Source organism: Flavobacterium sp. (assembly GCF_043756175.1).
In the GTDB taxonomy this organism is placed as follows: Bacteria; Bacteroidota; Bacteroidia; order Flavobacteriales; family Flavobacteriaceae; genus Flavobacterium.
In genome coordinates this window covers 1-15,336 of sequence record NZ_JAYURN010000041.1, presented here as the reverse complement: position 1 = coordinate 15,336, position 15,336 = coordinate 1, and the positions used below count along the sequence as shown (strand labels likewise).

The window sequence follows — 15,336 nt, the reverse complement described above, 5'->3', positions numbered from 1 at the left end:
TTTAAATTGAAATCAACCAAAATTTAAAAAAGGAACAAGCACTTACTCAATTGTAGAAATACTGATAAAAATAGAAAACAAAATTTAAAGCATAAACAATTACAATCATCAGAAGCAAATTCAGATCAGAAACAAACAATAGCTATTTAAGACCACATGAAAACTTATTTCCTTCGTGACCTTTTTTTAATATTTGTTTTATCTAAAAATTATCAAATCAATACTTTATTGATAAAAAAGCAACATCATTCTTAAAAAATGATATTCTATTATACAAAAAACTTAAAAACACAAGTTTTACTTACTAAAATGTATATTTTGTCGATTATTTACGTGCTTTAACGATTATTTGTGTATTTCATCGATATTAACGTTCACATTAACGAAAATTTAGTATTTTCCAAGGCAATTAATTAACATTAAATTAACTAACTAAACAACTTAAACAATACTGCTGTGAAAAAAAAATACGCTTTCGGTCTTTTATCAGTTTTTTTGTTGAAAACCAAAAAAACAAACAATAAAAAACTCTTAAAAACCAATTCTTGGATAGCTCTTATTACTTTACTTATTGTTCCTTTACTTTCAACCAGCCTCTTAAATGCGCAAACTACAATAATCAATCCTGCAACTGTAGGAGGTTTTGAAAGCGGAACTACTTTTGCCTCAAATGGATGGACAAATACTTCTGGCACAGCCACACGAAACCAATGGATATGTAACACAGGGGCAACCGTAGGTTTTTCAGGCACAAGATGCGCATATGTTTCTCAAAATAGTGGAGGCACTCCACCGCCACATACATATGACGTAACAGCCGCGAGAGCAACTCATGTTTACAGAGACATCACAATACCAGCAGGAGAAAGCAATATTGCTTTAAGCTTTACTTGGATTGGACAAGGGGAGACATCTTTCGATAGACTAAGAGTATGGGTAGTACCTACAACAGTAACTCCTGCATACGGAACCGGAATAACAACATCTGGAACTGCTCCTACTGGTAACATACAAATTGGAGGAGATTTAAATTCTCAAGGTACGTGGACAACTGCAAATTTAACTTTACCAACTGCTTATGCTGGTACAACCGTACGTTTAGTTTTCGAATGGACAAATGACGGAAGCGGAGGAACACAACCTCCAGGAGCAATAGATAATATATCTTTAGTCTCTAGTGCTCCATCAGCTCCATGTGCTTACACAGCTTCCAATGGATCTTATTGGATAAGCAACGTTACAACCACTGGCGGTTTTTCTAACATAAATAACACTACAACATTCACTTCAGGAGGATATGGAGATTATTATGCTAGTCAAGTGGTAAGTCAAATTGCAGGTGGCGCAATAAACTTTGCAGTTAACATGAGCTCAGGCACGCATGGAATAAATATTTATGTAGACTGGAACAATGATTTTGATTTTGCAGACGCTGGAGAAAAAGTATATGCTTCAGCAGGTTATGTTGCTTCTGCTGCAAGCTCATTTAATATTCCAGGAGCACAAGCTATTGGAAATTATCGCATGAGAGTTGTTAGTCATTATTTAAACACTAACCCTCCAGCTTGCAGTAGTGAAACCTATACTGAAGCGGAAGATTATAGAATACAAGTAACAACGCCTCCAACTTGTTATCCTCCAACAGGATTAGCCGCCAATGCAAGCTCTACAACATCTGGAGATGCATCTTGGATAGCACCTACAATAGGAACGGCACCAGCTGGATACCAATATGTTATATCTACCAGCAATACATTACCAGGCGGAGCAGGAACTCCTGTAGCAGTAACTACAGCTTCCTTTACTGGATTAACACCAAATACAACTTATTACATTTTTGTAAGATCAGATTGTGGCGCAGGAGATTTTAGCTCTTGGATAGGAACTTCATTATTTACAGGATATTGCTCATCCACTTCAACAGGATCAAGTTATTTTGTAAATAATTTTTCAACATCAGGAGGAACATCTAACATAACTAATAATGGCTCTGGACTTTCGGCGGGTGGTTACGGTAATTTTACAGCACAAGTTGTAAGTCAAGTAGCATCAAGTTCTGTTAGTTTTTCGACAGCAATTACTGGAGGTACCGCAGGTATTAATATTTGGGTCGATTGGAATAACGATTTAGATTTTAATGATGCAGGAGAAAAAGTATATGCTAGTGGTGCATATGTTTCTACAGCTACTGGGACTATTGGCGTACCCGCTACGGCAGCAGTTGGAAACTATAGAATGAGAATTGTTGCTAATGGTTCTTCAACAAACCCAGCAGCTTGTGGTTCTACAACTAGCTCAGAAACTGAGGATTATACTTTTACAGTTTTGGCCCCATTACCTTGTGCTGGTAATCCTACAGCTATCTCAGTTTTTATTGCATCATCAACTTCAACTACAGTAAGTTGGACCGCAGGAGTTCCTGCGCCTTCTAGTGGGTATGAGTATATTTTATCAACAACAAATACTTTTCCTGCACCAGCTGCAGTGCCAACAGGTTCTGTAGGCGCAGGAATAACATCTGTAACACTTACCGGATTAACATTAGGAACCACATATTATTTTTGGGTAAGAGCAAATTGTACTGCTTCCGGAACTGGGAATGGCGTTTGGGTGGGTACAACAACATTTACACAACCAACATGTTCAGTAGGACCTGGCACAGGTACAACTACATTAGGTTGTCCAAATACAATATCTGGAGGATTAGGATTAAGTGGCGCACCAGCACCACCCATAAATTGTTCTACTGGCGCATGTGCCAATCTAGAAGCTACATTCTCGCCTATTAAACAAACTACAAGTTATACTGTGGCTTCAATACCTTATGCACCGCCCTATCAATTTAATTGCATGAGAAACCCTGTAAGTGTTAACATTGATGACAAATGGTCTCCAATAATTAATTTACCATTTAACTTCTGTTTTTATGGAAACACTTATAATAAATGTTTAATTGGTTCTAATGGTGTTATAACATTTGACACCGTGGTAAATACCCCCGGGGGTACATGTAATTGGTCTTTCAATACAGATTCTGGAACAGCCTCAAACATTCCTGTAGCTGGTCATTCTGCTTTAATTGAAAACTCAATTTTTGGCGTTTTTCATGACATTAATCCTTTAATTGGAGGAGAAGTGGGTTGGGAATTGATTACACTAAATACTGGATGTAGAGCATTAGTTGCTTCATGGTCTAATGTACCAATGTATTCTAGTGACACAACAAACGATTATACAGGAATGATGGTGTTATACGAAAACACTAATATTATAGAAGTTTATATTCAGAAAAAAAGAATAACCACACATACTAATTCTTCTGGAGGCATATGGAACGGTGGTAATGCTATTGTTGGTCTTCAAAATGCAACAGGAACATTAGCAACTGTAGCACCAGGCAGAAACGGTTTAGATCCTGATTGGACTGCTACAAATGAAGCATGGCGTTTTACACCAAACGGTGCAAATGTTCCAACTTCTATAAAATGGTATGAAGGAGGAGGAACCACAGGAACTGTCGTAGGAAACGCAGCTACTGTAAGTGTATGCCCAGCTGCTACAACTGTATATACTGCAGAGTTAACTTATACATTATGTAACGGTCTTGTATATTCAAATACTGCACAAACAACTGTAACTGTAAACACTGATAAAACTTGGAATGGTTCTGCAGACACAAACTGGAATACTGCTAGCAACTGGACTCCTTCTGGTGTACCTACTGCTGCTCAGTCTGTAAGCATCGCTAATGTTACAAATGACCCAATTATAGGAACGGGAGCAAACGCATTGGCTTGTAGTGTAACAGTACAAAACGGAGGTGTTTTAACAATAAATGCTGGTTATAGTATTACTGTGACTAATGCTGTGACTGTTATTTCAGGTGGTGCTTTTAATATTAAAAACACAGGAAGTTTAGTACAAACAAATAATGTTATGAATTCTGGAAATATTAATATGGAACGCATAGCAAATCTTCGCTTACAAGATTATTGTTATTGGTCTTCTCCTGTTGGTAACTTACTAGCCGGAACATTCCCAGTGCAAAGTGTGTCGCCACTAACGCCTGCTGGATATATATTTAAATGGGGAACAACTACCGCTAATCCAAATGGAGGTCAAGGCAATTGGGTAAATACAACAGAAAATATGATTCCTGGTACTGGATATATTCTTCGTGCACCAAACGGATTTACAAATGCCGCTCCAAGTGCACTAACAGCAAACTTTATTGGAGTGCCAAATAACGGAACATTTTCTCCTTCAATTTTTAGAGGTACTAATTACACTACTGTAGGAACCCAAGGAATACCAAGAACAGCAACAGATGACAACTGGAATCTAATAGGAAACCCTTACCCGTCAGCTATAGGTGTAAATGAATTTTTGACATTACCAGCAAATAGCAATATAGTTGGAAGTGTTAAAATTTGGTCTCATGGATTATTACCCACAAATGTAACCGATCCTTTTTACCAAAATTTTGCAGTAAGTTATTTCCCATCAGATTATATTACTATTAATTTAACAGGAGCAACGAGTGGAGCTCTTGACTACAAAATTGGCTCAGGTCAAGGATTTATGGTTTTAATGAATGCAGGAGCTGCTGGTTCAAACACCGTAACTTTCAATAATTCGATGAGAAGTCCAGATTTTGCTAATAATCAGTTTTATAAAAATGCAAATACAACAAATACATTAGAGAAAAATAGAATTTGGTTAGATCTAGTATCATCAACAGGAGAAGTAAACAGAACCCTAGTAGGATATGTAGAAGGTGCAACAAAAGATGAAGACCGTTTATATGATATGTTTACAGATAATAAACCAAGTCAAAATTTTTATTCTTTGATTAATGAAAATCCAATGATTATCCAAGGAAAAGCATTGCCATTTGATATTAATGACACTATACCAATGGGAGTTCAAATTCCTGCTTCAGGAACTTTTAATATTGCTATTGCAGAGGTTGACGGATTGTTTAAAGGTGGTGCTCAAATTGTATATCTAGAAGATAAATTATTAAACGTAATTCATAATCTTACTGCAGCACCTTATCAGTTTTTAGCGGATCAAGGCATTACAAACGATAGGTTTGTAATTCGTTATACTAAAAAAGCATTTTCAAACAATGATTTTAATTCTTCAAATAACATAAAAGTATTTACTAATGGTGGTATCAATATAATATCAACTAAAGAAAATATTAAAGATATTATTATTTATGATGTTTTAGGAAAAACTTTATTAGATAAGAAAAATGTCAGTAAACATGAAGTTATATTAACAGAATTAAGACCAACAACAAATGTTCTAGTCGTTAAAGTAATTTTAGCAAATGACACAGTAGTGATTAAGAAAGTAATTTATTAAATTACATATAATATAAAAATTTCCAAAAAGACCTTGACTTTAAATAATCAGGGTCTTTTTCATTTGTATAAGCCTCTCTTTCAAAAATAATATTTCTATAAGCTTTGTTGCTATCTTTGTATCTAATGGTTTTGATTAAAAAATCAGTAAAATACCAAATATAAAAAGGCAAAATAAGTAACTCTAATTGCTGACGAATGTGAATTTTTTCGTGGTTTATTAAAACTTTATTTGTTTTGTCAAAACCATTTCTAATAATTACAAAAGGAAAAAAAGTAAGTCCTCGGTATTTTTTTGGAATTAAATATTTAGAAACAATTAGAAACATACTTTAAAGTTTATAAATTTGTAATATGAATTTACAAAGTAAAGAAAATAAACCCATAGAAGGTGAAGATTTTTATTACACACCCGAAGGCTACAAATGTTTTACAGAGAAATTCCACCTAAAGCGTGGACATTGTTGCAAAAGCGGTTGTCGCCACTGTCCTTATGGTTTTGATAAAAAAACAGGAACTATTAAAAACAAGACTTCTTAGACATTTTAGACTTCTTAGGATAAAAAAAATCTGAAAAATCTAAAATTCTAAAATCTAACTAAACTAAAAAAATGACTTTTCAAGAACAAATAAAACAAGGAATACCAGCTACACTTCCTAATCATAAACCATACGAGTTAGAAATAAATCATGCGCCAAAACGAAAAGAAATTCTTTCGGCAGATGAAAAAAAATTAGCTTTAAAAAATGCTTTACGCTATTTTGATGCAAAACACCATGCCACATTAATCAAAGAATTTTCAGACGAACTAGAAACTTACGGACGCATTTATATGTATCGTTTTCGTCCAGACTATGAGATGAAAGCTCGCCCAATTTCTGATTATCCTGGGAAATGCGAACAAGCAAAAGCTATCATGCTCATGATTCAGAATAATTTAGATTATGCTGTAGCACAACATCCACATGAATTAATTACTTATGGTGGAAACGGCGCTGTTTTCTCAAATTGGGCACAATATTTATTGACAATGCAATATTTATCAGAAATGACCGATGAGCAAACACTAGCTATGTATTCTGGTCACCCAATGGGATTATTCCCTTCTCATAAAGAAGCACCAAGAGTTGTGGTAACTAACGGAATGGTAATTCCTAACTATTCTCAACCAGATGATTGGGAAAAAATGAATGCTTTAGGAGTTTCGCAATACGGACAAATGACAGCAGGGAGTTATATGTATATTGGTCCACAAGGCATTGTACATGGAACCACTATTACAGTTTTGAACGGTTTTAGAAAAATTAAAAAACCTACATCAGGAGGATTATTCGTAACTTCTGGATTAGGCGGAATGAGTGGCGCGCAACCCAAAGCAGGAAATATTGCGGGTTGTATTACAGTTTGTGCCGAAGTAAATGCAAAAATTACACACATTCGTCACAGCCAAGGTTGGATAAATGAAGTTTATGAAAATATAGATGAATTGGTTGCCAGAGTCGCTTTGGCGAAAGCCAATAAAGAAGTCGTTTCTCTTGCTTATTTAGGAAATGTGGTTGATATTTGGGAACGATTTGATCAAGAAAACATACATATCGATTTAGGTTCCGATCAAACATCGCTACACAATCCTTGGGCTGGCGGTTATTACCCTGTTGGAATTTCATTTGAAGAAGCCAACGAAATGATGTCCAAAAATCCTGAATTATTCAAAGAAAAAATACAAGAAACTTTACGAAGACACACAACAGCGATAAACAAACACACCGCAAAAGGAACTTATTTCTTCGATTACGGAAACGCATTTTTACTTGAAGCTTGTCGTGCAGGTGCCAATATTATGGCAGATAACAAAATAGATTTTCGCTATCCGAGTTACGTGCAAGATATTATGGGACCTATGTGTTTTGATTACGGATTTGGTCCATTCCGTTGGGTTTGTGCCTCAGGAAAACCAGAAGATTTAGCAAAAACCGATGCAATTGCCTGCAAAGTTCTCGAAGAAATGATGCAAAACTCGCCAGAAGAAATCAAGCAACAAATGCAAGACAATATCACTTGGATAAAAGGCGCTCAGGAAAACAAATTGGTTGTGGGTTCACAAGCACGAATTTTGTATGCTGATGCCGAAGGAAGAATAAAAATAGCAGAAGCATTTAACCAAGCGATTGCAAAAGGAGAAATTGGAATAGTAATTCTAGGTCGTGATCATCATGATGTTTCAGGAACAGATTCACCCTACAGAGAAACTTCAAATATATATGACGGATCCCGTTTTACTGCCGATATGGCGATACAGAATGTGATTGGAGACAGCTTCCGTGGCGCAACCTGGGTATCTATTCACAACGGTGGTGGCGTTGGTTGGGGTGAAGTAATAAATGGAGGTTTTGGTATGGTTCTTGATGGATCTAAAGAAGCTTCAAAACGATTAGAATCGATGCTTTTTTGGGATGTAAACAACGGTATATCAAGAAGAAGCTGGGCAAGAAACGACAATGCCATTTTCGCAATAAAAAGAGCAATGGCAACACAACCTTTATTAAAAATTACCATCCCTAATATAGTTGAAGACGGATTATTAGATTTTTAGATAATTAGAATTATCGATAATAATCTAACAATCCAAAAATTTAATAATCTAACAATCTTGAATTATGAAAACAATTAAATTTTTATCGATATTGATAACATTCTTATTAGCCTCATGTAGTGCAGTAAGGGTAAATTCTGATTATGACAAAAAAACAGATTTTTCGGTTTATAAATCCTATGCTTTTCATAAAACCGGCATAGACAAAGTTGAAATTTCCGATTTAGATAAAAAACGTATCCTTCGTTCAATCGATGAAGTGATGACCGCTAAAGGTTTTACAAAAAGCGAAACACCAGATTTGTTAATTAACATTACTACCAAAGCCGAAAAAAATATTAATGTTAACCAATTTAATGCAAATTACGGTTATGGTTGGGGATTTGGTTGGAATCCGTATTGGGGAACTAATTATACTGTAAATACAAATACCGAAGGAACATTAACAATCGATTTGATAGATTCTAATAAAAGAGAGTTAATTTGGCAAGGTGAAGGTGTGGGATATCTGACAAAAAATACAGACAAAAAAGACGAGAATATAAAATGTTTTATTACTAGTATTTTAGCCCAATATCCACCTATAAAAAAATAAATATAAAAAGTGTATAGATGGTCTGTCCTTTTGCAGACCATCTATTTTAAATGGAAAAATATGATTCAAAAATACTTTAACACAGCATTCCTACTTATTACAAGCGTCTTTATATCGTCATGTAGCTCTACAAATTTACTGACTATGAATGTCCTACAACCTGCGCCAGTAAACATAAATGCTAAAGATATTTCCATAGGAATAATAAACAGAAGCATACCATCTAAAAAAAATGAAGCTATCGATGCCATAGATAAAATTTTATCTATCGAAGGTAAAAATTTAGATAAAGAAGGAGCTCAAAATACTATTGCAAGTTTACAAAACGAACTTTCTAAAAACAACCAAATCATTGGCGCTAAAATTATCGAAGGGCAAAACCTGAAAAATACAGGTTTAGATCTTTTCCCTGAAGCCCTTTCTTGGGAAAAAATAGATCAAATATGTAAAGAAAATAAAGTAGATGTAGTATATGAACTCTCCTATTATGATACCGATGCAAAAGTTGATTATAAAGTGAATAACGTAGAAACAACCAATATTTTAGGCCTAAAAATTCCGCTTATAGAACACCAAGCAACCATTACAACACTCATAAAAACCGGATGGCGAATATATTCCCTAAAAAACAAAGTGATTGTAGATGAATTCTCAACGCTCGACAACGTAACGTTATTAGGAAGAGGTATAAATCCTGTTAAAGCAATTGAAGCTATTATAGGAAGAAAAGAAGCTGTACTAAACCTAAGCGATAAAATAGGACATTCCTATGCACAAAGAATATTACCATACAATATAAGAGTTTCGAGAGATTATTTTGTAAAAGGTACTAATAATTTTGTCACCGCAATGCGAAGAGCACAAACAGGAAAATGGGATAGCGCAGCTGAACTTTGGGCAAAAGAAGTAGACAATCCTAATGGTAAAATTGCTGGAATGGCTTGTTATAACATGGCGATTATAAATGAAATTAACGGAAATTTAGACACCGCAGTCGAATGGGCTTCAAAATCATATTCAGATTACAACAATAAATTAGCTTTAAAATACCTAAACATTCTAAAAAGAAGAATAAATAAGAACAAACAACTTGAAGAACAGTTGAAATAATTCTAAAGATTTAGTACTTTTACTTCCAAACAACAACTATAGAATTATGGAAGCGCCTTTTGAAAGCAACCCACTGATTGACAGACTACCAAAGCATTTAAAGCAGTTTATCAAGCCCCAAGATTATAGTGACTACACTCCTGTAAATCAAGCTGTGTGGCGTTATGTAATGCGTAAAAATGTAGATTACCTGTCTAAAGTTGCTCATGAATCTTATCTTATAGGGTTAGAAAAAACAGGTCTTGAAATAAATAACATCCCAAATATGTATGGCATGAACCGAATTCTAAAAGAAATTGGTTGGGCTGCCGTAGCCGTAGATGGATTTATTCCACCTAATGCATTTATGGAATTTCAAGCATACAATGTGCTTGTTATTGCATCCGATATTAGACAATTAGAACATATAGAATATACGCCTGCTCCAGATATTATTCACGAAGGAGCTGGTCACGCACCTATTATTGCCAATCCAGAATATGCTGAGTATTTACGTCGTTTTGGTGAAATAGGCTGCAAAGCCATATCCTCATCACGTGATTACGAAATGTATGAGGCAGTACGATTACTTTCAATAGTAAAAGAAGCAGAAGGAACACCACAAACCGAAATAGATGCTGCCGAAAAACAAGTAGATTTCTTGCAAAATAATATGGGAGAAATGTCAGAAATGGCACAAATACGAAATTTACATTGGTGGACAGTTGAATATGGTCTAATCGGAACAATCGATAATCCAAAAATATATGGTGCCGGTTTACTTTCTTCTATTGGCGAAAGCGCTTGGTGCATGACTGAAAATGTAACCAAACTTCCCTACTCTATTAATGCCGTAAACCAAAGTTTTGACATTACAAAACCACAACCTCAGCTTTTTGTTACCCCAGATTTTGCTTACTTAAGTGAAGTTTTAGAAGAGTTTGCAAACAAAATGGCTTTAAGAACTGGTGGATTGTCCGGCATTCAGAAACTAATTAATTCGAAAGCGATTGGAACTATCGAAATGAGCACAGGATTGCAAGTTTCAGGTTTGTTTACCAATGTTATTGAAGATGACGGAAAACCCGTTTACATACAAACTACTGGTAAAACATCTTTGTCTTATCGAGAAAAAGAACTCGTGGGTCACGGAACATCATATCATGCAGAAGGTTTTGGGAGCCCAATTGGGAAACTAAAAGGAATTAATCTTGCTATCGAAGACATGAGTCCCCGCGATTTGAAAGCCTACGATATTTACGAAGCTGGAAAAGTCACTTTGGAATTTGAAGGAAACATCATAGTTTCTGGCGAAATTATTACTGGATCACGCAATTTGCAAGGTGAAATTATACTAATAAGTTTCAAAAATTGTACAGTTACTCATGGCGAAACCGTTTTGTTTCAGCCAGAATGGGGGATTTATGATATGGCAGTAGGTAAAAAAGTAATTTCAGCTTTCTCTGGCCCAGCTGATATAAATAGTTTCGATATGATTACACATATTCCTTCATCTAAAACCATCAAATCTAAAAAAACACCTGAACGTGAAGAATTAGAAGGATTATACCAAAATGTACGTGATATTCGCGAAGGGATATCGACTAATTTATCATTAGAAAACACTTTCGACAAACTGCTGGAAAATCATCCGAAAGATTGGTTGCTTTCAGTAGAAATTGTAGAATTAATTCATACTAAAGACACTGTACTTACATCAAAAATTATTTCTCATTTAGAAAATTTGAAAGTGTCTAGACCCGAAGTAAAAAAATTAATCAGTAATGGGTTAGAACTAATTTTAGAAAAAGAATCGGCAGTATAATTAAGGTTTTATTTTAGCAGAAAAATCGCTTTCTTTTCCAATAATATTTCCTTCGTATTGTAATTTCCAGCCCATCGAGTTGGTAAGAATTAGCATTTTAGACAATTCAGAAATTAATCGATTTTGAGCATTAGATTTCAAGGTCGATTTCTCTATTTTTTTGGCTAAACTTGCCTTAGCCTGTTTGTTTATTTTGTTATAATCATCGCCAGTAAATGGGTTCAGTTTACTTTGGTCTACATCGTAAAATTGAATGTCTGGTGAGATTTTTATTTCTTCCTTTGGAATATTAAGAATGGTAATTATTTTATTTTTCTCATCAATATCATATTCCATTTGATGTAAATCGTAAGCAACGGTTACCTCAGCATTTACTACGATTAATGCTTTTTTATCAAAAGAAACCATACCGCCAAAATAAGTATCTTGGTCTTTATAAGTTAGCACTTCGGCAAAATGACCTTCTGTAACAACTAGTTTTCCAACATTTACAATTTGTTGTTGTATTAACGCTGTGCTGTTTTCTAAACTTGAATTGTCATCTTTTTTGAATGTGCAAAACTTGAATAGTATAACAATCGCAATTATAATTCCTATTCCTGATACTATTTTGTTTCGCATAATTAAAATTTCATAAATGGATATATGACTACAAGTTTAGTGATTTTATCTTGAAGTTTTGATAAAAATTCCTGATGAGAATCAGATTTTGGGTTAAAAGGTTTGTGATGCAATCCTTTTTGAATATCACAAACTTGTTGCATTGTAGCAAACTCCTTTTCATCAATATAATTCTCAAAAAAACGAATCCAAATATAATCGATGGCGGTTTGGTTTGGGTGCAACATATCTTCGGCATAAAAACGATAATCTCGGAGTTCGTCCATCATGATTTCGTAAGAAGGAAAATAATTACACTTCGACAAGCTCAGTGTGACAATACTGTGAATTGCTGAAATTAGATACGATTTACTCAAAGTATTTTCCGCAAACCCATCTTTAATGTGTCGAACGGGCGAAACGGTAAAAACAAATTTTGCTTCTTTGTTTGCTTCCGTTATTAGAGTAATTATGTTTTGTAAACTTTGCTGAATGGTTTCGATAGAAAGCAATTCTTTTACAAACTGTTTTTGCGGGACTTTATGACAATTGGCAACAATTTCTTTGGTTTCAATATTTCGGTAAACCCAAGCGGTTCCTAACGTGATTGTAAAATGTATAGCTTTGGTTATTTGGTTATTTGTGGAATCGATTAATTCATTTAAAGTTGCTAAAAAATCTTCTTTATTTCCTTTTGACATTTCTGAATGAACTTCATAACAATGCCAAGATTCGTGATGAAAAAAGATGTCTTTTTCGGTAAAATATTGTTTGTGAATACTTCTGAAAATTAGTTTTTCGATAGAAACAACATTAAAAATAATCCCAAACGGATTGACTACATTTTGAAACTTAAAATACTCGAATTTTTCCGCCATATTTTCGGCAAAGCAAGAACCTAGTGAGACTATTTTGGAATTATAGTTTATTAGATGATTGCTTTTTACCAAAGGAATTTTTGTAGTAAAGTTCATTTCTATTTAATTGTTATTAAAAACACAAATTTAGTAATCAATTATCATTACGCCTATTTATTTGTTATTTTTGCTCTTCTAAAATGGAAAGCCATTTTAATATTAATATTTTCTTCTATGAAACTCCTATATTCTTACTTAATAAAACATAAAACATTATTACTCTTTGCCTTAGTTATGGCTGCCATAAACATATGTTTTAGCTTAAGCGATTCGATTATTACAGGTAAACTCATGCAAGATTGTGGTGTGGGAATTGCTAAATATAAAGGAAACGAAATGGGTTTCCTAAAAGCTGTTGGCTTTTGGATTGGACTTTCGCTTGGTGCTGCTATGATTTCTAGAATTACTAAAAATTTTCAGGATTATTTTACTAATCTAGTGATTCAACGCACAGGTGCTGAAATGTACACCGACGGAATTAAAAAATCTTTAGACTTACCCTATGAAGATTTTGAAGACCAACGAAGTGGTGAAACATTGAGTAAATTACAAAAAGCACGTACCGATTCGGAGAAACTAATCACACTTTCTATTTCATTAATATTTCAAACCATTATTGGATTTATTTTTGTGATTGTTTACATTTCTCAAATTGACTATCGCATTGCTTTTGTATTTATACTAACAGCACCAATCATTGCTTTCATTAGTTCGTTTTTGGGCAAAAAAATCAAAGTAGTTTCTAGAAGAATCGTACAACAAACCAATTCGCTTGCTGGATCTACAACTGAAAGTTTGCGAAATATCGAATTAGTAAAAAGTTTAGGCTTAACACAACAAGAAGAAAGTCGTTTAAATTCAAATACACATAAAATTTTACACTTAGAAATAGAAAAAATTCGTTTTATTAGAAGTTTAAGTTTTATACAAGGAACAACGGTTCATTTTATGAGAACTTCTGTTGTTTTTACTTTATATTATTTCTTATTTAGCGATAAAATAGTAGTGGGAGATTTGCTCACGATGGTGTTTTTTACCTTCTTTATTTTTAATCCACTCCAAGAATTAAGTGCCTTTATTATTGCGAAAAATGAAACGAAAGTTTCGATGGAAAATTTCGAAAATTTATTAAATGCTAAATCTGAGTTTCGTCCAGAAAATCCTAAATCGATAGGTAAAATTGCTTCTTTACAATTTATAAATGTTAGTTTTAAACACAAAACAGCAAAATTTTCAGCGGTCGAAAATATCAATTTTCATATCAAACAAGGAGAAACAGTTGCATTTGTTGGTCCATCAGGTGCTGGGAAAACAACTTTGGTCAAGTTGTTAGTAGGATTGTATCCGCCAGCGTTAGGACAAGTTTTATATAACGGCATCGATTCTAATATTATTGATTTATTAGACTTACGCAAGCAACTTGGTTTTGTAACACAAGATGCACAATTATTTTCGGGAACTATTCGTGAGAATTTATTGTTTGTAAAACCTGACGCTACCGATCAAGATCTTTTGGATGCTTTACACAAAGCCAGTTGCGAAAAATTACTAAATCGTGCTGAAGACGGACTAAATTCGACCATTGGTGAAGGTGGAATTAAGGTTTCTGGCGGCGAAAAACAACGTTTGTCTATTGCTCGTGCGATATTGAGAAATCCAAATTTATTAATTTTTGACGAAGCAACCTCAGCACTAGATTCGATTACCGAAGAAGAAATAAACACCACTATTAGAAATATTTCAGACCAAAACCGAATTACTGTTCTTATTGCACACAGACTATCTACCATTATGCATGCTGATACCATTTTTGTTCTAGAACAAGGAAAAATCATCGAACAAGGCAAACACGAAGATTTACTGGCAGAAAAAGGTTTGTATTATGCCATGTGGAGACAACAGATTGGAGAGAGAAAATAATTTACACTATGTTTCAAAAAGAATATTTACATCCAAATCAAGGCTTTTCACAAGTCGTAATTATAGAAACTGACGAAACCAAAACCTTGCATATTTCAGGGCAAATTGGCGAAGGAAATGATTTAGAATCACAAACTATTGCCACATTTAAAAATTTAGAAACCCTTTTAAAAGAATGTAATTCGAGTTTTCAAGATGTCGTAAAAATGAATACCTATATTGTAAATTTCAATCCAGAAGTAGATTTGCCTATTTTTAGAAAAGTCCAAAAAGTATTTTTAGGTGTTGAAAATTATCCAGCAAGCACTTTAGTTGGCGTTAGCGTTTTAGGAAATAGAAATTGGCTTATTGAGATAGAAGCAACGGCTGTAATTGATAAAAAAGCAATATAAACAAAACCCTCCAAGAGTTCCAAACTCTTGGA

At 34.1% G+C, this 15,336-nt stretch carries 11 protein-coding genes; 8 read left to right on the top strand and 3 right to left on the bottom strand.

What is annotated here, in order from left to right; all coding sequences use genetic code 11:
- The first annotated feature begins 456 nt into the window (after positions 1 to 456).
- Positions 457 to 5,373 carry a GEVED domain-containing protein gene (locus ACH2BP_RS02225; protein ID WP_395056594.1) on the top strand — a complete coding sequence of 1,639 codons (4,917 nt, stop codon included), beginning with the start codon at positions 457 to 459 and terminating at the stop codon, positions 5,371 to 5,373.
- A gap of 1 nt (position 5,374) precedes the next feature.
- Here ACH2BP_RS02225 and ACH2BP_RS02220 read toward each other — a convergent pair whose 3' ends face one another.
- Positions 5,375 to 5,701 (bottom strand): hypothetical protein, encoded by a 327-nt coding sequence (locus ACH2BP_RS02220; RefSeq protein WP_395056592.1) that lies wholly within the window; start codon positions 5,699 to 5,701, stop codon positions 5,375 to 5,377.
- A 25-nt stretch (positions 5,702 to 5,726) separates the two neighbouring features.
- On the opposite strand from ACH2BP_RS02220, the gene ACH2BP_RS02215 reads away from it, so the two are divergent.
- The 5 genes from ACH2BP_RS02215 (at position 5,727) to ACH2BP_RS02195 (ending at position 11,475) form a co-directional block, all read left to right on the top strand.
- The gene (locus tag ACH2BP_RS02215) at positions 5,727 to 5,912 is read left to right on the top strand and encodes a DUF5522 domain-containing protein (protein WP_395056590.1); all 186 of its coding nucleotides are present in this window, start codon (positions 5,727 to 5,729) and stop codon (positions 5,910 to 5,912) included.
- A gap of 71 nt (positions 5,913 to 5,983) precedes the next feature.
- Positions 5,984 to 7,966 (top strand): urocanate hydratase, encoded by a 1,983-nt coding sequence (locus ACH2BP_RS02210; protein WP_395056588.1) that lies wholly within the window; start codon positions 5,984 to 5,986, stop codon positions 7,964 to 7,966.
- A 64-nt stretch (positions 7,967 to 8,030) separates the two neighbouring features.
- Complete coding sequence (locus ACH2BP_RS02205) at positions 8,031 to 8,561, top strand: DUF4136 domain-containing protein (protein ID WP_395056586.1); 531 nt, start codon at positions 8,031 to 8,033, stop codon at positions 8,559 to 8,561.
- Positions 8,562 to 8,705: 144 nt separating this feature from the next.
- Entirely contained in the window at positions 8,706 to 9,671 is a 966-nt protein-coding gene (locus ACH2BP_RS02200; protein ID WP_395056584.1) for a DUF6340 family protein, read from the top strand.
- Positions 9,672 to 9,717: 46 nt separating this feature from the next.
- Positions 9,718 to 11,475 (top strand): aromatic amino acid hydroxylase, encoded by a 1,758-nt coding sequence (locus ACH2BP_RS02195; RefSeq protein WP_395056582.1) that lies wholly within the window; start codon positions 9,718 to 9,720, stop codon positions 11,473 to 11,475.
- Here ACH2BP_RS02195 and ACH2BP_RS02190 read toward each other — a convergent pair whose 3' ends face one another.
- Positions 11,476 to 12,096 (bottom strand): DUF4230 domain-containing protein, encoded by a 621-nt coding sequence (locus ACH2BP_RS02190; RefSeq protein WP_395056580.1) that lies wholly within the window; start codon positions 12,094 to 12,096, stop codon positions 11,476 to 11,478.
- A gap of 2 nt (positions 12,097 to 12,098) precedes the next feature.
- Positions 12,099 to 13,049: a GSCFA domain-containing protein gene (locus ACH2BP_RS02185; protein WP_395056578.1), complete on the bottom strand. Its 951-nt coding sequence runs from the start codon at positions 13,047 to 13,049 to the stop codon at positions 12,099 to 12,101.
- 117 nt (positions 13,050 to 13,166) lie between these two features.
- On the opposite strand from ACH2BP_RS02185, the gene ACH2BP_RS02180 reads away from it, so the two are divergent.
- Entirely contained in the window at positions 13,167 to 14,912 is a 1,746-nt protein-coding gene (locus tag ACH2BP_RS02180) for an ABC transporter ATP-binding protein (RefSeq protein ID WP_395056576.1), read from the top strand.
- An 8-nt stretch (positions 14,913 to 14,920) separates the two neighbouring features.
- Positions 14,921 to 15,304, top strand: coding sequence for a RidA family protein (locus ACH2BP_RS02175; protein ID WP_395056574.1), 384 nt, complete (start codon positions 14,921 to 14,923; stop codon positions 15,302 to 15,304).
- Positions 15,305 to 15,336 lie beyond the last annotated feature (32 nt).